The sequence below is a fragment of the Microbacterium timonense genome (assembly GCF_900292075.1).
Taxonomy (GTDB): domain Bacteria; phylum Actinomycetota; class Actinomycetes; order Actinomycetales; family Microbacteriaceae; genus Microbacterium; species Microbacterium timonense.
In genome coordinates this window covers 121301-138885 of the sequence record NZ_OLMV01000002.1, presented here as the reverse complement: position 1 = coordinate 138885, position 17585 = coordinate 121301, and the positions used below count along the sequence as shown (strand labels likewise).

Annotated in this window: 14 protein-coding genes; 11 read left to right on the top strand and 3 right to left on the bottom strand. The window is 69.9% G+C overall.

The window, feature by feature from the left end:
* The first annotated feature begins 179 nt into the window (after positions 1-179).
* The 6 genes from C9992_RS06445 to C9992_RS06420 all read left to right on the top strand — a co-directional run bounded on the left by C9992_RS06445 (position 180) and on the right by C9992_RS06420 (position 6184).
* A complete protein-coding gene (locus tag C9992_RS06445) occupies positions 180-2357 on the top strand; it encodes a heavy metal translocating P-type ATPase (RefSeq protein WP_106815292.1) in 2178 nt (725 codons plus the stop codon).
* A gap of 42 nt (positions 2358-2399) precedes the next feature.
* Positions 2400-3305: a DUF2510 domain-containing protein gene (locus C9992_RS06440; RefSeq protein WP_106814782.1), complete on the top strand. Its 906-nt coding sequence runs from the start codon at positions 2400-2402 to the stop codon at positions 3303-3305.
* On the top strand, positions 3302-4111 hold the full coding sequence (locus tag C9992_RS06435; protein WP_106814781.1) for a sulfite exporter TauE/SafE family protein: 810 nt from the start codon (positions 3302-3304) through the stop codon (positions 4109-4111). The genes C9992_RS06440 and C9992_RS06435 overlap by 4 nt, the downstream gene beginning before the upstream one ends.
* Before the next feature lie 73 nt (positions 4112-4184).
* On the top strand, positions 4185-4634 hold the full coding sequence (locus C9992_RS06430) for an FAS1-like dehydratase domain-containing protein (RefSeq protein WP_106814780.1): 450 nt from the start codon (positions 4185-4187) through the stop codon (positions 4632-4634).
* A 5-nt stretch (positions 4635-4639) separates the two neighbouring features.
* A complete protein-coding gene (locus C9992_RS06425) occupies positions 4640-5044 on the top strand; it encodes a MaoC/PaaZ C-terminal domain-containing protein (protein ID WP_106815291.1) in 405 nt (134 codons plus the stop codon).
* 3 nt (positions 5045-5047) lie between these two features.
* Positions 5048-6184: a UDP-N-acetylmuramate dehydrogenase gene (locus tag C9992_RS06420; protein WP_106814779.1), complete on the top strand. Its 1137-nt coding sequence runs from the start codon at positions 5048-5050 to the stop codon at positions 6182-6184.
* A gap of 318 nt (positions 6185-6502) precedes the next feature.
* Here C9992_RS06420 and C9992_RS06415 read toward each other — a convergent pair whose 3' ends face one another.
* The 3 genes from C9992_RS06415 to aceB form a co-directional block, all read right to left on the bottom strand.
* Entirely contained in the window at positions 6503-7723 is a 1221-nt protein-coding gene (locus C9992_RS06415; RefSeq protein WP_200826244.1) for a pyridoxal phosphate-dependent aminotransferase, read from the bottom strand.
* A gap of 219 nt (positions 7724-7942) precedes the next feature.
* Entirely contained in the window at positions 7943-9538 is a 1596-nt protein-coding gene (locus C9992_RS06410; protein WP_106814778.1) for an isocitrate lyase, read from the bottom strand.
* A gap of 137 nt (positions 9539-9675) precedes the next feature.
* A complete protein-coding gene (gene aceB, locus C9992_RS06405; RefSeq protein WP_407662222.1) occupies positions 9676-11340 on the bottom strand; it encodes a malate synthase A in 1665 nt (554 codons plus the stop codon).
* 281 nt (positions 11341-11621) lie between these two features.
* Between aceB and C9992_RS06400 the strand changes: the two genes are divergently transcribed.
* The 5 genes from C9992_RS06400 to C9992_RS06380 all read left to right on the top strand — a co-directional run bounded on the left by C9992_RS06400 (position 11622) and on the right by C9992_RS06380 (position 17572).
* On the top strand, positions 11622-13100 hold the full coding sequence (locus tag C9992_RS06400) for a helix-turn-helix domain-containing protein (RefSeq protein ID WP_407662221.1): 1479 nt from the start codon (positions 11622-11624) through the stop codon (positions 13098-13100).
* 47 nt (positions 13101-13147) lie between these two features.
* Positions 13148-13621, top strand: a complete 474-nt coding sequence (locus C9992_RS06395; RefSeq protein WP_106814776.1) for a MarR family winged helix-turn-helix transcriptional regulator — start codon at positions 13148-13150, stop codon at positions 13619-13621.
* 152 nt (positions 13622-13773) lie between these two features.
* A complete protein-coding gene (locus C9992_RS06390; protein WP_235008152.1) occupies positions 13774-14706 on the top strand; it encodes an ABC transporter permease in 933 nt (310 codons plus the stop codon).
* 29 nt (positions 14707-14735) lie between these two features.
* Positions 14736-16712 (top strand): dipeptide/oligopeptide/nickel ABC transporter permease/ATP-binding protein, encoded by a 1977-nt coding sequence (locus tag C9992_RS06385; protein WP_160150835.1) that lies wholly within the window; start codon positions 14736-14738, stop codon positions 16710-16712.
* On the top strand, positions 16709-17572 hold the full coding sequence (locus C9992_RS06380; protein WP_106814773.1) for an ATP-binding cassette domain-containing protein: 864 nt from the start codon (positions 16709-16711) through the stop codon (positions 17570-17572). The genes C9992_RS06385 and C9992_RS06380 overlap by 4 nt, the downstream gene beginning before the upstream one ends.
* Positions 17573-17585: the final 13 nt, after the last annotated feature.

Genomic DNA, 17585 nt, shown 5'->3' with positions numbered 1-17585 from the left:
ATCAAGCTCGAGGGCCTCCAGTGTGACCGCACGTACCGACATCGTGACGCGATCACGGGCCAGCGGGAATACCCCTCGTGCATCGCGGATTGTCGTTGATACCCCATGGGGGTATAAACGACAGACAAGCGCGACGAGGAGACCACGTGACCGACCCGCAGACGCACCACGACCACGGCATGCACCAGCATCCGGCTCCGGCGCACGAACCGCACGACGGTCACGACTCCCACGCCGGCCACGCCGGTCACGCTCACGTCTCGCACGCTGCCCACGGCGGGCACGTGGCGCACGCCGGCCACGACGAGCACGCGGGCCACGACGCGCACACCGGCCACGAATCGCACGCCGGCCACGGCGGGCACGCGGGGCACGGGGCCGACCACGTCGCCCTCTTCCGGCGGCTGTTCTGGATCAACCTCGTCCTCGCCGTGCCCGTGGTCGCCTTCTCGGGCATGTTCGCCATGGTGCTCGGGTACCGGCTGCCCGACGCGGCGTGGGCGAGCTGGATCTCGCCGGTGCTCGGCAGCGTCATGTTCTTCTGGGGCGGCCGGCCGTTCCTCAGCGGAGCGATCGCGGAGCTGCGCAGTCGCCGCCCGGGCATGATGCTGCTGATCGGTCTGGCGATCACCGTGGCCTTCGTCGCGTCGTGGGGTGCGAGCCTCGGGCTGCTGCACCACGAACTCGAGTTCTGGTGGGAGCTCGCCCTTCTCATCGTGATCATGCTGCTCGGCCACTGGATCGAGATGCGCTCGCTCGCCCAGACCACTTCGGCGCTCGACTCGCTCGCGGCCCTGCTTCCGGATGAGGCCGAGCGGATCGAGGGTGACCGCCTCGTCACGGTCGCGGTCGCGGACCTGCGGGTGGGCGACGTCGTCCTGATCCGCCCCGGCGGCAGTGTGCCCGCCGACGGCCGCATCGTGGACGGACGCGCCGACCTCGACGAGTCCATGGTCACGGGCGAATCCCGCCCCGTCGCGCGCGGAATCGGGGACCCGGTGACGGCGGGGACCGTCGCGACCGACTCCGGGCTGCGGGTGGAGGTCACGGCGACCGGCGACGACACCACGCTCGCCGGCATCCGGCGTCTCGTCGCCGACGCACAGAACTCCACCTCGCATGCGCAGCGCCTGGCCGACCGCGCGGCGGGCTGGCTCTTCTGGTTCGCGCTCGGTGCGGCGGCGCTCACGGCCGTGGTCTGGACGGCGATCGGGATGCCGGACGAGGCGGTGGTGCGCACGATCACGGTCCTCGTGATCGCGTGCCCCCACGCGCTCGGCCTCGCGATCCCGCTCGTCGTGTCGATCGCCACCGAACGCGCGGCGCGCGGCGGCGTGCTCATCAAGGACCGCCTGGCGCTGGAGAGCATGCGCACGATCGACGCGGTGCTGTTCGACAAGACCGGCACCCTCACCAAGGGCGAGCCCACGGTCGTCGACGTGTCTGCCGTGACCGGGCTCGACGCCGACGAGGTGCTGGCCCTCGCCGCCGCGGCCGAGGCTGACAGCGAGCACCCGCTCGCGCGGGCGATCGTCCGTGCCGCGCAGCAGCGAGGCCTCGCCGTCACGCCCGCACGGGGCTTCACCTCATCGCCCGCCGTCGGAGTCACAGCCGAGGTGGAAGGACGGAGCGTGCGGGTGGGCGGCCCCCGGCTGCTGGACGAGCTCGGCGCCGACGGCGTCGATGCCGCGGACGCCTGGCGGGATCAGGGCTCGATCGTGCTGCACGTGGTGCGCGATGGCGAGATCATCGGCGGCCTGGCCCTCGCCGATGAGATCCGGCCCGAGTCCCGCGAAGCGGTCGACGCCCTCCACGCGCTCGGGATCGAGGTCGTCATGATCACCGGCGACGCGGAGACCGTCGCGAGGGCGGTGGCCGACACCCTCGGCATCCGCCGGGTGTACGCCGGCGTGCGGCCCGAGGACAAGTCGGAGAAGGTGGCGGAGCTGCAGCGCGAGGGGCTGCGCGTGGCGATGGTGGGCGACGGCGTCAACGATGCGCCCGCGCTGGCACGCGCCGACGTCGGCATCGCGATCGGCGCCGGGACGGATGTCGCCATCGCGTCGGCGGGAGTCATCCTCGCCTCGAGCGACCCGCGCTCCGTGCTGTCGGTCATCGAGCTCTCGCGCGCCGGCTACCGCAAGATGGCGCAGAACCTGTGGTGGGCGGCCGGCTACAACCTCGTCTCGGTGCCGTTGGCGGCGGGGGTGCTGGCCCCCTTCGGGTTCGTGCTTCCGATGTCGGTCGGGGCCATCCTGATGTCGCTGTCGACAGTGGTGGTGGCGCTCAACGCCCAGCTTCTGCGTCGTCTCGACCTGCGACCGCAGCGCAGCGCGCGCGCCGTGCTGGGCCGCTGAGGGGGCGGTTGTGGCGGGGCCACGCGGGGATAGGGTTTGAGGATGACGACGACTCCTCCCGGTTGGTACGACGACGGCCACGGCGCGCTGCGCTGGTGGGACGGCGCGCAGTGGACGGAGCACGTCGCCCAGCCCGATCCGGAGGTGTCCGCGGCCCCCACGGAGGCCGAGATCGTGGCGTCGCAGCAGGCGTCCGGCGACCAGCACGCGCCGGGCGTCCCGGACGGGGCGACCCTCGGGGAAGCTGCGTACGCGGCATCTGCGGCGGCTCCCGGCGACACCGCCGCGCCGCACCCGGCGGCGGGGGCCACCGCCTACGCTCCGACATCCGATGCTCAGCCCGGCTACGCCCAGCCCGCGTATCCGCAGCAGGGCTTCCCTCAGCCGGGGTTCCCGCATCAGGGGTACCCGGGAGCGGATTCCGGCGGCGGCGCGTTCACCGCCGCCACCGAGCCGCGTAAGTCGAAGCTGTGGATCGTGTGGGTGGTGCTCGGCGTGGTGCTGCTGGGCATCGTCATCGCCGCCGCCGTGCTGATCCCGCTTCTCATCCTCTCGGTGTCGTCGGGCAACGGCGCCGCCCAATCCGACGACGAGCGCGCGGCCGTGGCCGCCGTCGAGCTCTACGACGACGCGTGGCAGAACGGCGACTGCGACTCCCTCACGGCCGCGACGACGGAGCACTTCCGCACGGCGAGCGGATTCACCGACTGCGCGACGTTCGAGGCCAACGCCGACGGCTTCGACGACAACTTCGACGACTACGAGGTGAGGGTCACCGACGTCGAGACCGTCGGTGACGAGATCACCGTCACCACGAACGAGACCTACACCGCGCTCGTCGACGAGAACGGCGAGCCGACCGATCCCGCGCCGGGAGCGACCGTGTACCACTACACCCTGGTCGCTGCCGACGGCGGGTGGGCCATCGACGACCTCTACAACGAATGAGCGCGGCTCACACCGACCGTCCGCCGCACGACACCCGCTTCTACGTCACCTGCGTGGCGATCGGGCTCCTCGCCGGGTTGCTGTCGGGTCTGTTCGGCGTGGGCGGGGGCACCGTCATCGTCCCCTTCCTGGTCCTGTTCCTGCGCTTCGACCAGCGCCTGGCCGCCGGCACCTCCCTCGCCGCGATCGTGCCCACTGCGACGGTCGGCGTCGTCTCCTACGCCGTGCACGGCTCGGTGGCGTGGATCCCCGCCCTGCTGCTGGCCGCCGGAGCGGTGGTGGGCGCGCAGATCGGCACGTGGCTGCTGCCCCGTCTGTCGCTCACGGTGCTGCGATGGGCGTTCGTGGCGTTCCTCGTCGCGGTCATCGTCAGCCTGTTCGTCGTGATCCCCTCGCGCGAGGCCGAGCTGGCCCTCACTTGGCCGACCGGTATCGCGCTGGTGGTGCTCGGCGTGGTCACCGGCATCCTCTCCGGTCTCATCGGTGTCGGCGGCGGCATCATCGTGGTCCCTGCGCTCATGGTGCTGTTCGGAACGAGCGACCTGGTGGCCAAGGGCACGTCGCTGCTCATGATGATCCCGACCGCCGTGTCGGGCACGATCGGCAACCTGCGCCGGCGCAATGTAGATCTCGTCGCGGCCGTCATCGTCGGCCTCGCGGCGTGCACCACCACCGCACTGGGGGCCTGGGCCGCCGTGCTGCTCGACCCGTTCCTCGCCAACGTGCTCTTCGCGGTGTACCTGGTCTTCATCGCGGTGCAGATGGCGCTGCGCGCGTGGCGCGGCCGTGCCCGCCCAGCCGCCTGACGGCCGCCGACGCCGGAGCCCGGGCCGGAGTTCCCGGGCCGGGCGTCCCGGACCCGCTCGGTAGGATGGGCTGGTGCCAGTGAACCCCGAGCTCGTCGGCCGCGACTTCCCGCCGACGGCCCCCTACCTCGTGGGCCGCGAGAAGGTGCGCGAGTTCGCGCGCGCCGTCTTCGCCGACGACCCCCAGCACACCGACCCCGCCGCCGCGCAGGCTCTGGGCTACGCCGACGTCGTCGCGCCGCCCACCTTCGCGATCGTCGTCACCGACGCGACCCTCCAGCAGCTTCTCGGCGAGCCCGACTCCGGCATCGTGCTGCAGAACGTGCTGCACGCGGAGCAGAAGTTCCGCTACTCCCGGCCGATCGTCGCGGGCGACGAGCTGACGGCGAAGCTGTCGGTCACCGGCATCCGCGCGATGGGCGCCGCCGCGATGGTCACCAGCGAGTCCGAGATCACGGATGCCGCCGGCGGGCATGTCGTCACCACGACGTCCGTCCTGCTCGTGGGGGAGGGTGAGGCGTGAGCGCGCTGGCGAATCTCACCGTCGGCGACGTCGTCGCCGAGCGGACGGTGCATCTGACGCGGGAGTCGCTCGTGCGCTACGCCGGAGCATCCGGCGACTTCAACCCGATCCACTACCGCGACGACGTCGCCGCGGCCGTCGGATTGCCCGGGGTGCTCGCGCACGGGATGCTCACGATGGGCCTGGCTGTCGGCACGATCGAACCGTGGCTCGGCGACACCGGCCGCATCCTGGAATACGGCGTGCGGTTCACCAAGCCGGTCGTGGTCGACGCTGAGCAGGGCGCCGACGTGACGGTGGTGGCCAAGGTGGGTGCGGTCGACGAGGAGTCCGCCCGGATCGACCTGACCGTGTCGTACGAGGGTGCGACCGTGCTGGTCAAAGCGCAGGTGCGCGTGCGGATCGTCTGACGGATGCCCGAAGTCACCCCTATCCCGCTCTCGCGGCTGACCACGCTGCGCACCGGCGGCGCGCCGGAGCGGATGATCGACGCCGGCACGACCGACGAGTTGATCGACGCGCTGCGCGACGTGTGGTCCACCGGCGACGAATGGCTCGTGCTCGGCGGCGGCTCCAACCTCTTCATGGGCGATGAGCCGTTCGGCGGCACCGTCGTTCGCGTGCTCACCAGGGGCATCGAGCGGATGCCCTCGCCGCTGCCTGGGCGCGTGCGCGTCACCGTGCAGGCCGGTCACGACTGGGACGACCTCGTCGCCTACGCGGTGGCGCAGGGCCTCGGCGGGCTGGAGGCCATGTCGGGCATCCCGGGAACGGTGGGCGCGGCACCGGTCCAGAACATCGGCGCGTACGGGCAGGAGATCGTCCAGACGCTGTCGGAGGTGGAGCTGCTCGACGAGTCGACCGGCGAGGTCTCGACGGTCCCCGCGTCCGAGCTCGGCCTCGGGTTCCGCACATCGGTCCTGAAGCACCATTACGGATCGGCGCCGGCGCGTCGTGCGGTCATCCTGTCGGTGACCCTGGACCTTCCCGAGGTCGGTCCTGGTGCACGCCGCATCGCCGGCGACCAGCTGCGCACCGCCCTGCGCCTGGGACCCGACGACGAAGTGACCCTCGCCTGGGTCCGCGACCGGATCCTGCAGACGCGCCGCAGCAAGGGGATGGTGCTCGATCCCGACGATCCCGACACCTACAGCGCGGGGTCGTTCTTCCAGAACGCCGTGGTGTCGGCATCCTTCGCCCGCACGCTTCCCGACGAGTGCCCCCGCTGGCCCGTCCATCCCGACCTCGATCCCGTCCTCGTCATCCCGCTCGACAACTTCGACGGCAACGTACCGGCACCCACCACTGCGGAGTCCGACGTCAAGGTGAGCGCCGGCTGGCTCATCGAGCATGCCGGTGTGCGCAAGGGATTCAAGCTGCCGCGCTCGCGCGCGGGCCTGTCCACGAAGCATGCGCTGGCCCTGACGAACCGTGGCGAGGCCACAGCCGCCGAGATCGCCGAGCTGGCGCGGTTCATCCAGGGCAGGGTGCAGTCCGAGTTCGGGCTGATCCTGCAGCCCGAGCCGGTGCTCGTGAACGTCGAGCTCTAGACCCGTCGTCTCCGCCCGCGCCGTCGCGCGCCCCACGCCCTCGCCTGGCCCGTGAATGGTTTCACTTGCGCTGAACGTACGCGGATCGTGCGCATTCGCGTACATATAGCGCAAGTGAATCGGTTCAGGAGGGCGGGGTGCGGGGGCGCGAGGTTCGCCAGCGCTGCAGCCAGTTCCATCGCGATCGCCAGTCGTCGTCCCATGGGGTGTCCTTTCGTCGTCCTCATGAGGGACGACGAACGGGGGAGCACCGCATCGACAGAGCGAGAACGCGGATGCCTCGGGTCGAGGCATCCGCGTTCTGCGAGGTCTCTTCGGCTACGAGGCGAACAGGCGCTGCAGGCGCTGCACGCCCTCTCGCAGCGCCTCGTCGCCGAGCGCGTACGACAGGCGCAGGTAGCCCGAAGGACCGAACGCTTCGCCGGGAACCACGGCGACCTCGGCCTCTTCGAGGATCAGATCGGCCAGCTCGAGGGTGGTGGTCGGTGTCTTGCCCCGCCACTCGCGGCCCAGCAGTCCCCGCACGTCCGGGTAGGCGTAGAACGCGCCGAGTGGGGTCGGCACCGTGACGCCGTCGATCTTCGACAGTTCGCTCACGATCGTGCGGCGGCGCCGGTCGAACGCCTGGCGCATCTGCTCGGCTTCGTCCTGCGGACCCGACAGTGCAGCGATCGCCGCGCGCTGGGCGATGTTGTTGACGTTCGAGCACAGGTGGGACTGCAGGTTGCCCGCGATCTTGATGGCATCCGCGGGTCCGACCATCCAGCCCAGACGCCATCCGGTCATCGCATACGTCTTGGCCACGCCGTTGACGAGGATCGTCTGGGCCGCGGCATCCGGAACCGCCTCCACGATCGAGACGGCCTTCACGGGCGCGTCCGCACCGTCGGGCGCGTAGACGAGGTTCTGGTAGATCTCGTCGGTGATGATCCAGACGCCGTGTTCGACCGCCCACTCGCCGATCGCGCGGGTCTCCTCCGGCGTGTACACCGCGCCGGTCGGGTTCGAGGGCGAGACGAAGACGACCGCCACGGTGCGATCGGTGCGTGCGGCTTCGAGCTGCTCGACGGTGACCTTGTAGTCCTGGTCCGCTCCGGCGAACACGTCGACGGGGATGCCGTCGGCCAGGCGGATCGCCTCGGGGTACGTGGTCCAGTACGGTGCCGGCAGCAGCACCTCGTCGCCGGGGTTCACGACCGTCTGGAAGGCCTGGTAGACGGCCTGCTTGCCGCCGTTCGTGACGATGATCTGCGACGGGTCGACCTCGAGGCCCGAGTCGCGCAGCGTCTTGGCGGCGATGGCCTCGCGCAGCGCCGGGAGTCCGGCCGCAGGCGTGTAACGGAAGTTCGCAGGATTGCGCAGCGCCTCCGCCGCCGCATCCACGATGAACTGCGGGGTGGGGAAGTCGGGCTCGCCCGCCGCGTAGGAGATGACGGGGCGGCCGGCGGCCTGCAGCGCCTTCGCCTTGGCGTCGACCTTGAGGGTCGCCGACTCGGCGATGGCGGAGAGCTTGCGGGAGAGCGGTGCGCGTTCGGTCACGCCTTCGAGCGTAGTCCGCCCCGCCCCGCGGTTCAGCCGCTCGTCCCCCGCTCGCCCCCGATTCCGCGAGACTTCAGTGGTGCGCCGAAACAGCGGGCCGCAAACGACGTTTCGGCGCTCCACTGAAGTCTCGCGGGACGGGAGCCCGCACCGGGGCCGGCGCGGGTCCGGACAGACGCCCCGACCCGGCGGGGGTGCGCGGGCCGGGGCGTGCGTGGGTCAGCTGAACTGGTTCATCGTGTTGTGCTGGCCTCCGGCCTTGAGGGCCGCGTCGCCGGCGAAGTACTCCTTGTGGTTGTCGCCGATGTCGCTGCCGGCCATGTTCTGGTGCTTGACCGTCGCGATGCCCTCGCGGATCTCGCGCCGCTGGACGCCTCTGACGTAGGCGAGCATGCCCTCATCGCCGAAGTAGCCCTTGGCGAGGTCGTCGGTCGACAGGGCCGCGGTGTGGTACGTCGGGAGCGTGATGAGGTGGTGGAAGATCCCCGCCCGCGCCGACCCGTCGCGTTGGAACGAACGGATCTTCTCGTCGGCCCGTCGCGCCAGCTCGGTGTCGTCGTACTCGGGGCTCATCAGATCACCCCGGTCGTACGCCGAGACGTCTTCTCCCCGCTCGGCCAGCTCGTCGTAGGCCTGCTGACGGAAGTTGAGCGTCCAGTTGAACGAGGGGCTGTTGTTGTAGACCAGCTTCGCGTTCGGGATGGCGTCGCGGATGCGGTCCATCATCCCGGCGATTTGCTCGACGTGCGGCTTCTCGGTCTCGATCCACAGGAGGTCGGCGCCGTTTCGCAGCGCCGTGATGCAATCCAGCACGACGCGGTCCTCGCCCGTGCCCGGCCGGAACTGGTACAGGTTGCTGGCCAGGCGCTTCGGGCGCAGCAGCCGTCCCTCGCGACGGATGATGACGTCGCCGTCGCGCAGCGAGTCCTCGGCGATCTCTTCGACGTCGAGAAAGCCGTTGTACTGGTCGCCGAGGTCGCCGGGCTCGCGGCTGACCGCCAGCTTCTGCGTGAGACCGGCACCGAGCGAGTCGGTGCGGGCGACGATGATGCCGTTGTCGATCCCCAGCTCGAGGAACGCGTAGCGCACGGCGTTGAGCTTCGCGATGAAGTCCTCGTGCGGAACGGTGACCTTGCCGTCCTGGTGGCCGCACTGCTTCTCGTCGGACACCTGGTTCTCGATCTGGATGGCGCAGGCCCCCGCCTCGATCATCTTCTTGGCGAGGAGATACGTCGCCTCGGGGTTGCCGAAGCCCGCGTCGATGTCGGCGATGATCGGCACCACATGGGTCTCGTGGTTGTCGATCTGCGACTGGATGAACTCGGCCGCGGTCTCGTCGCCGGCCGCGCGCGCGTCGTCGAGCTGCGTGAAGAGCAGATCCAGCTCACGCGCGTCGGCCTGGCGGAGGAACGTGTAGAGCTCCTCGATGAGTGCCGGCACCGCCGTCTTCTCATGCATGGACTGGTCGGGAAGGGGGCCGAACTCGGAGCGCAGCGCGGCGACCATCCACCCCGACAGGTACAGGTACCGCTTGTTGGTGCTCTTCAGGTGCTTCTTGATCGAGATGAGCTTCTGCTGCCCGATGAAGCCGTGCCAGACGCCGAGCGACTGGGTGTACAGCGACGAGTCGTCGTCGTACTCCGCCATGTCGCGGCGCATGATGTCGGCGGTGTACTGGGCGATCTCCAGTCCCGTCCGGAATCGGTTCTGCGCCCGCATGCGGGCGACGGACTCGGGGTCGACCGCATCCCATGCGGAGCCGTGCTGCTCTTTCAGAGCCCGGATGGCGTCGATGTCGTCTTGGTAGAGAGTCATGTGAATTCCTTCGAATGGGTGTCGGATGCATCGGGTGACGCGTTTCGTCTCGCTGCGCTCGCTCAACGACCGGGGAGGAGACAACCATCCGGTCGTTGAGCGAGGAGCGAAGCGACGAGACGAAACGCGTCAGTGGGTCACGCGGTCTCGACGAGGTACTTGGCGTACGCCGGCAGTGTGAGGAAGGCAGGGAAGTCCTCGCCCAGCGCGACCTCTCGGAAGATCTCGGCGGCGTCGTCGAAACGGTCGTCGCCGCGACGCTCGACCTCGCCGAGCACCCGGGCGATGAGCTGCTCGATGTACTCGCGCGTGATCTGCGTGCCGTCCTCGGTGGAGCGGTCCTGGTGGATCCACTGCCACACCTGGGAGCGAGAGATCTCGGCGGTCGCGGCATCCTCCATGAGGTTGTCGATCGCGACGGCGCCGAGTCCGCGCAGCCACGCCTCGATGTAGCGGATCGCGACCGACACGTTGCCGTAGACGCCGGCGGCCGTGATCGGGCGTCCGATGTGGACATCGATCAGCTCCGCCGCGGTCACCTCGACCTCCGGCCGCCGGCGATCCAGCTGGTTCGGGCGGTCGCCGAGCACCGCGTCGAACTCGGCGCGCGCCACGGCGATGAGATCGGGATGGGCGACCCAGGTGCCGTCGAATCCGTCGCCAGCTTCCCGCTTCTTGTCGGCGGCGACCTTCTCGAACGCGCGCTCGGTCACCTCGGGGTCGCGTCGATTCGGGATGAAGGCGCTCATCCCGCCGATCGCGAAGGCGCCCCGCCGGTGACAGGTCTGCACGAGCAGCTCGGTGTAGGCCCGCATGAACGGCACGGTCATCGTGACTTCGCTGCGATCCGGCAGCACGAACCGTGCGCCGCGACCGCGGTAGTTCTTGATGATCGAGAAGATGTAGTCCCATCGGCCGGCGTTCAGCCCCGCGCAGTGGTCGCGCAGCTCGAACAGGATCTCCTCCATCTCGAACGCCGCCGGGAGCGTCTCGATGAGCACCGTCGCGCGGATCGTGCCGTGCGGGATGCCGATGTACGCCTCGCTGAAGGTGAACACGTCGTCCCACAGCTTCGCCTCTTCGCTGGACTCGAGCTTCGGGATGTAGAAGTACGGGCCGCGTCCGTTGGCGATGAGCGCCTGCGCGTTGTGGAAGAAGTAGAGACCGAAGTCCACCAGCGAGCCCGACGCGGCCATCGTGCGGCCGGTGCGGTCGGTGAAGCGGAGGTGCTGCTCGGGCAGATGCCAGCCGCGGGGGCGCATCACGATCGTCGGCGTCTGTGCGGCGGTGACCTCGTAGCGCTTGCCCTCGGGGCTCGTGAAGGACAGCTCGCCGCGGATCGCGTCGCGCAGGCTCAGCTGCCCCTCGATCACGTTCTTCCACGTGGGGCTGGTGGCATCCTCCTGGTCGGCCAGCCAGACCTTCGCGCCGGAGTTGAGCGCGTTGATCGTCATCTTCGGGTCCGTCGGACCGGTGATCTCGACGCGGCGGTCCTCCAGCCCCGGACCTGCGCCGGCGACGCGCCAGTCCGGGTCGTTGCGGATGTGCGCCGTGTCACCGCGGAACTGCGGGTCGTGCCCGTTGCCGATCTCGAACCGGCGGCGCAAGCGGTCGGCGAGCCGGTCGTGGCGGCGTGCCCCGAACCGGTGGTGCAGCTGCGTGAGGAACGTGACCGCGTCGGGTGTGAGGATCTCGTCGTAGCGGGGTCCCCGGCGGCCGATGATCTCGATGGCGGGCTCGTGGGTGTGGGTGGGGATGGGCCCGGTGCGCGTGCGCATCGGGGTGGCGGTTGCAGGTGTCATGTTCCTGCCTTCCTGTGAGTGTCTTCCGGGTTTGGGGCGTGGAACGTTCGTTCGGGGCGCATGGGTCGCGCCCCGAGCGGACGGCGTGCGCCCCAAACCCGTGTGGAGTTGTCTGGGGATGCCCGATCCGGCGGTGTGGGCCGATGGAGGCATCCGAGATCCGCGTTCGGCGTCGATCGGAGAAGGTCGTGGAACTACTGTGCGGTGAACTTCGAGGCGAATCCCGGCGAGAGTGGGTGTGAAGTTTCCGGATATTTCTGCTTTCGTGACAGAATCGGCCTATGACGACGATGTCCGCCCGTGAACCGCTGGTCGACGTGCCCGACGATGAAGGGGTGGACGCCCTCACGATCGGTCGGCGCATCCGGCAGCTGCGCACAGACCGCGGCATGACGCTGGAGGAGCTCGCGGCGGCCGTCGACCGGGCACCGAGCCAGCTGTCGATGATCGAGAACGGCCGGCGCGAACCGAAGCTCGCGCTGCTGCAGGCGATCGCCCGCGCGCTCGGGTCCTCGATCGATGCGATCCTCGAGGCCGAACCGCTCGACGAGCGCGCCACCCTCGAGATCGCGCTCGAGCGCGCGATGCGCGGCCAGACCTTCCAGGCCCTCGGCATCCCGCCATTCCGCATCGGCAAGACCGTGCCGACAGAGGCGCTCAAGGCGATGCTGGCGCTGCAGGGCGAGATCGAGCGCCTGCGCGATGAGCGGGCGGCGACCCCGGAGGAGGCGCGGCGCGCGAACGTCGCCCTGCGCCGGCTCATGCGCACGCAGAGCAACTACTTCGAAGAGCTGGAGGCGCAGGCGCGCGGCATCCTCGAAGCCGTCGATCATCCCGGAGGGCCGCTGACCCAGCGCACGGCGTCGGACATCGCGGCGCACCTCGGCTTCACGCTGCACTACGTGGCCGATCTGCCGCAGACGACGCGGTCGGTGGCCGACATCAAGAACGGCAGGCTGTACCTGTCGAGCCGTCTGGCGGCCAAGGGCGACCCGCGGACGGCCGTGCTGCAGGCACTGTCCAGTCGCATCCTCGGGCATCGCGAGCCCACGTCGTACGCGGAGTTCCTTCGTCAGCGCGTGGAGACCAACTACCTCACCGGGGCGCTGCTGATCCCCGAGGCGCATGCGGTGCCGTTCCTGCAGGAGGCGAAGAAGGAGCGGGCGATCTCCATCGAGGATCTGCGCGACGCCTACTCCGTCTCGTACGAGACCGCCGCGCACCGCTTCACGAACCTCGCCACCGTGCACCTGGGGATCCCGGTGCATTTTCTGAAGGTCCACGAGTCGGGCACCATCACGAAGGCGTACGAGAACGACGACGTGAACTTCCCGACCGACCGGCTGGGGTCGATCGAGGGGCAGATGTGCTGCCGCCGCTGGACCTCGCGCGTGGTGTTCGAGGTCGACGACCACTTCAACCCGTACTACCAGTACACCGACACCGGCAACGGCACGTACTGGTGCACGGCCCGGGTGGAGCTGTCGAGCGAGGGGGCGCACTCGGTGTCGGTGGGCGTGCGGTTCGACGACACCAAGTGGTTCCTGGGACGCGACACCTCCAACCGCGGCGTGTCCAAGCACTCGGTCGAGGTGTGCTGCCGCCGCGCGCCGGCCGAGCTCGAGGCCGCTTGGCGCGGGAACTCGTGGCCCAACGTGCGCACGCCCCGGACGCTGCTCGCGACGCTGCCGACCGGGGCGTTCCCCGGCGTGGACACCACCGACGTGTACGAGTTCCTCGAGGCCCACGCCCCGCGCTGACGGCGCCGCTCGCGCACGCAGCGAGCCGGTGGTGGTTTGATCGGACTGTGACACGCCGCCTCATCCCCTCGCCGTCGGTCAGCCCCGAGCCGACGCTGCGCCACGCATTGCGGCACGTGTCCAAGCAGTTCTCCTCGCAGCTGCAGCGGCTGCTTCAGGAGCACGGGGTGAGCCAGGCCGAGTACGTCGCGATGTTCGCGCTCAAGCGTCTCCCCGGGCTCTCCAGTGCCGAGGTCTCCCGGTGGACCGGCGTGACCCCGCAGGCGGGCAACCAGATCGTCAAGGCCCTGCTCGATCGGGAGCTCGTGCAGCGTCGACCGTCGCGTGACCACGGACGAGTGCTGCTCATCGAGCTCACAGACGAGGGGCGCCGGGTGATCGACGCGTGCGAGCGGGACGCGGACGAGCTCGAGAACCGCATGTGCCAGGGCATGACGGGCGATCAGCGCCGGGAGCTCATGGCGCTGCTGCGACTGGCCGCCGCCGGCCTGGGCAGTCCCATCGCCGGCCCGACCTCCTGACGGCGGTATCCGTCCCGCTCCCGGCGGTGCTTCGAATCGTCGTATCGGGCGTATCAGGACGCTTGATTAGTATCTAGTCACTTGATACTGTCGGACGGCAGGGCGCTGACGTCCTGGACCCGTTTGGCAAGGAGGCTGAACCCGTGATCGGGATGTTGGGCAAACGTCTTCTCCTGGTGATCCCGATGGTCGTCGTGGTGTCGCTGGTCATGTTCCTGCTCGCGTCCCTCGTGCCCGGCGACCAGGCGCGCACCATCCTGGGCGAGAACGCGTCACCGGAGGCCGTGGCGGCGCTCCGCGAGCAGCTGGGCCTGGATCTCCCGCCGCTGCAGCAGTACCTGAACTGGGCCCTCGCCGCGGTCAGCGGCGACCTCGGCGCATCGATCTACAGCGGCGAGCCCGTCGTGTCGATCCTCGCCGGCCGTCTTCCGGTGACCCTTTCGCTCATGGTGCTCTCCACGCTCGCCATCGGCGTGGTCGGGATCGCCCTGGGTCTCACGAGCGCGCTGCGCGGCGGGTGGCTGGGGCGCTTCCTCGACGCGGTCTCCCTCGTCGGCTTGGCCGTTCCCAGCTTCGCGATCGCCATCCTGACCGTTTCGCTGTTCGCCGTGACCTTCCGCATCTTCCCCGCGACCGGGTACGTCCCCATCACCGTCAGCGTCGGCGGATGGCTGTGGACGCTCATCCTGCCGGTCTTCGCGCTCAGCCTCACCGGCACCACCCTCGTCGCCAAGCAGGTGCGCGACTCGGCGAAGGACGCTCTCGCGCGGGACTACGTCCGGTTCCTCAGGGCGAACGGTGTCAGTGAGACCTCGATCGTGCTGCGCCACGTGCTGAAGAACGCGTCCATCCCCGCCGTCACGGTTCTCGGCATCGGCGCGATCGCTTCGCTGACCGGCACGATCTTCGTCGAGAACGTCTTCGTCCTCCCCGGGCTCGGGACGATGGCGACGCAGGCGACGCTGAACCACGATCTGCCCGTCCTTCTCGGGATCGGCGTGCTCTTCACGCTGATCACCGTTCTGATCAACCTTGTCGTCGACATCGTGTACGGCGTGCTCAACCCGAAGGTGAGGGCCGCGTGATGGCCGCCCGTCAAAGATCGCCACGAGTCGTGGCAAGCAACCGCCGCAACCTCTTCGTCGACGTCATGCGCCGGCCCCTGGGCGCGGCGGCCGCGATCTACCTCGCGGTGGTCATCCTCGCCTGCGTGTTCGCGCCGCTGCTCGCGCCGCACGATCCGCTCGCCCAGAACCTGAGCGCGGTGCGTCTGGGACCGTCCGCCGAGTACCCGCTCGGCACAGACGCGTTCGGACGCGACATCCTCAGCCGCCTGCTGTACGGCGGACAGGAATCGCTCATGGGAGTCGCGCAGGCGCTCGTCGTGGCCCTCGTCATCGCGATCCCGCTCGGCATCGCGGCGGGCTTCCTCGGCGGATGGTTCGACCGCGTCGTCATGCGCTGCATCGACATCAGCATGGCGATCCCCGGGATCATCGTGACGCTGGCCGTCCTGACCATCTTCAGCAACAGCATGCTGGCGGCGATGGTCGTGTACGGCGTGCTCGTCTCGGCGGCCGCCGCGCGCGTCATCCGCAGTTCCGCGCTCGGCGTCCGCGAGGAGCTCTACATCGACGCCGCCCACACGACCGGGCTCACGCGCGGCCAGACGCTCGTGCGTCACATCTTGCCGCGCACCCTGGGTGTGATCATCGTGCAGGCGGCGATGCTCAGCGCGATCGCGCTGGGCGTCCAGACCGGCCTCGCGTTCCTGGGCTTCGGGCCGCCCCCGCCCGAGCCGACGTGGGGCGGCATGGTGGGCGAGGCCTCGGCGATGCTGCAGCTTCACACCTGGATGATCGTGCCCACGGCCGGCGTGATCACGGTGACCACGCTCGCCTTCGGCCTGCTCGGCGACGCGGTGCGCGATGCCAATGCGGAGGGCATCGAACGGCCGATGCGCTCCGCGCCACGGTCCGCCCGCGCGACGCGGGCCTCTGCGATGACAGCCTCTGCGGAGCCCGCCGTTCCCGCCCCCGCCACCTCCGCGCCGGACCCCGACGCGCTGCTCTCGGTGCGGGGGCTGACCGTCGCGTTCGGAAGCGGTCCGGACGAGACGATCGTGGTGGACGGCGCCGACTTCGACATCCGCCGCGGAGAGACGGTCGGGCTGGTGGGGGAGTCGGGCTCGGGCAAGACCGTCACCGCGATGGCGGTCCTCGGGCTGCTGGCGCAGGGCGGACGCGTCGTCTCGGGTCGCATCTGGTTCGACGGCGCCGACATCTCCGGCTACTCGCGCGCGCAGTACCGCGCGCTGCGCGGCACGCGGATGGCACTGATCTCGCAGGAGCCGATGGTGGCGCTGGACCCGGCGTTCCGGATCGGATTCCAGGTGGCCGAGGTCGTCCGCTCCCACCACAAGATGAGCCGACGTGCGGCGCGCGCACGCGCGGTCGAGCTGCTCGCGGCGGTGCGGCTCGCCGACCCCGAGCACGTCGCCACGCTGTACCCGCATCAGGTCTCCGGTGGGATGGCTCAGCGCGTGGCCATCGCGATGGCGCTCGCGGGCCGCCCTGAGCTGCTCGTGGCCGATGAGCCCACCACCGCACTGGATGTCACCGTGCAGGCCGAGATCCTGGATCTGCTCCGCGCGCTTCAAGACCGGCTCGGCATGGCGGTGCTGTTCGTGACCCACGACTGGGGCGTCGTCGCCGACATCTGCGACCGGGCCGTCGTGATGTACGCCGGCCAGGTGGTGGAGCGAGCCTCGGTCCGTGAGATCTTCCACGACCCGCTGCACCCGTACACGCAGGCGCTGCAGGCATCCGATCCGCACAACTCCGTCAAGGGTGTGCCGCTGCGCACCATCGGCGGCGTCGTCCCGCCGCCCGGACGGTGGCCGGAGGGCTGTCACTTCGCCGACAGGTGCGCCTTCGCCACCGACCAGTGCCGGGCCGGTCGCATTCCGTCCCTCCCGCAGGGGGACGCTCGCGAAGCCCGCTGCATCCGCATCGACGTCGCGCGCGCCGCACGCGCAGAGGCGGACGTCGCGCGCGCCGCCCACGCCGAGGTAGAGGAGGCCGTTCGATGAACGCGTCCGCGCAGCCCATCCTCGAGGTGGAGAACCTCTCGGTCGAGTATCGCCGTGGCCGGCGCACCAACCTCGCCGTCGACGATGTGACGCTGCACATCGCTCCGCGCGAGACGCTCGGCCTCGTGGGGGAGTCCGGCTCGGGCAAATCCACGATCGGCAAGGCCGTCCTCGGCCTCGTGCGACCTACGGGCGGGACCATCCGCTACGACGGGCAGGACCTTCTCACGGCGTCCTCCGCGCAGCGGCGCGCCCTGGCCCGCGAACTGCAGGTCATCTACCAGGACCCGCACACGTCCCTCGACCCGACGAAGCCGATCGGGTACTCCATCGCCGAGCCGGTCCAGATCCACGAGCCGGCGAGCAAGGCCGTCGTGCGCGAGCGCGTCTTCTCCATGCTGCGACGGGTCGGACTGGGCGAGGATGCCGCCCGGAGGTTCCCCGCGCAGTTCTCCGGAGGCCAGAAGCAGCGCATCGCGATCGCCCGCGCGCTGATCCTGTCGCCGCGTCTGGTGGTGTGCGACGAGCCGGTGAGCGCGCTCGATCTCTCGATCCAGGCCGAGGTGATCAACCTCATGGCGGAACTGCAACAGGAGACGGGCGCGAGCTACCTCTTCATCTCGCACGACCTGTCGATCGTGCACTACCTGTCGGACCGCATCGCGGTGCTCCGCAAAGGACGCATCGTCGAGTACGGCGACGCGGGGCGCATCTACGAGGATCCGCAGCGCGATTACACGCGCCGCCTCCTCGCCGCTGCTCCGGTGCCCGATCCGGAGCTGCAGGCCCGACGCAATGCCGCGCGCGAGAAGGACGGGCTCGACGCGCGCACCGACGCCATCGTCAGCGCGATCCGCTGATCCCGACCCACTC

What these genes read in the sequence shown, in the direction of transcription:
- C9992_RS06435 (WP_106814781.1), top strand. Translation starts at nt 3,302, where the DNA reads ATGAGCGCGGCTCACACCGACCGTCCGCCGCACGACACCCGCTTCTAC.
- C9992_RS06445 (WP_106815292.1), top strand. Translation starts at nt 180, where the DNA reads ATGCACCAGCATCCGGCTCCGGCGCACGAACCGCACGACGGTCACGAC.
- C9992_RS06410 (WP_106814778.1), bottom strand. Translation starts at nt 9,538, where the DNA reads ATGACTCTCTACCAAGACGACATCGACGCCATCCGGGCTCTGAAAGAG.
- C9992_RS06380 (WP_106814773.1), top strand. Translation starts at nt 16,709, where the DNA reads ATGAACGCGTCCGCGCAGCCCATCCTCGAGGTGGAGAACCTCTCGGTC.
- C9992_RS06440 (WP_106814782.1), top strand. Translation starts at nt 2,400, where the DNA reads ATGACGACGACTCCTCCCGGTTGGTACGACGACGGCCACGGCGCGCTG.
- C9992_RS06400 (WP_407662221.1), top strand. Translation starts at nt 11,622, where the DNA reads ATGACGACGATGTCCGCCCGTGAACCGCTGGTCGACGTGCCCGACGAT.
- C9992_RS06390 (WP_235008152.1), top strand. Translation starts at nt 13,774, where the DNA reads ATGTTGGGCAAACGTCTTCTCCTGGTGATCCCGATGGTCGTCGTGGTG.
- C9992_RS06420 (WP_106814779.1), top strand. Translation starts at nt 5,048, where the DNA reads ATGCCCGAAGTCACCCCTATCCCGCTCTCGCGGCTGACCACGCTGCGC.
- aceB (WP_407662222.1), bottom strand. Translation starts at nt 11,340, where the DNA reads ATGACACCTGCAACCGCCACCCCGATGCGCACGCGCACCGGGCCCATC.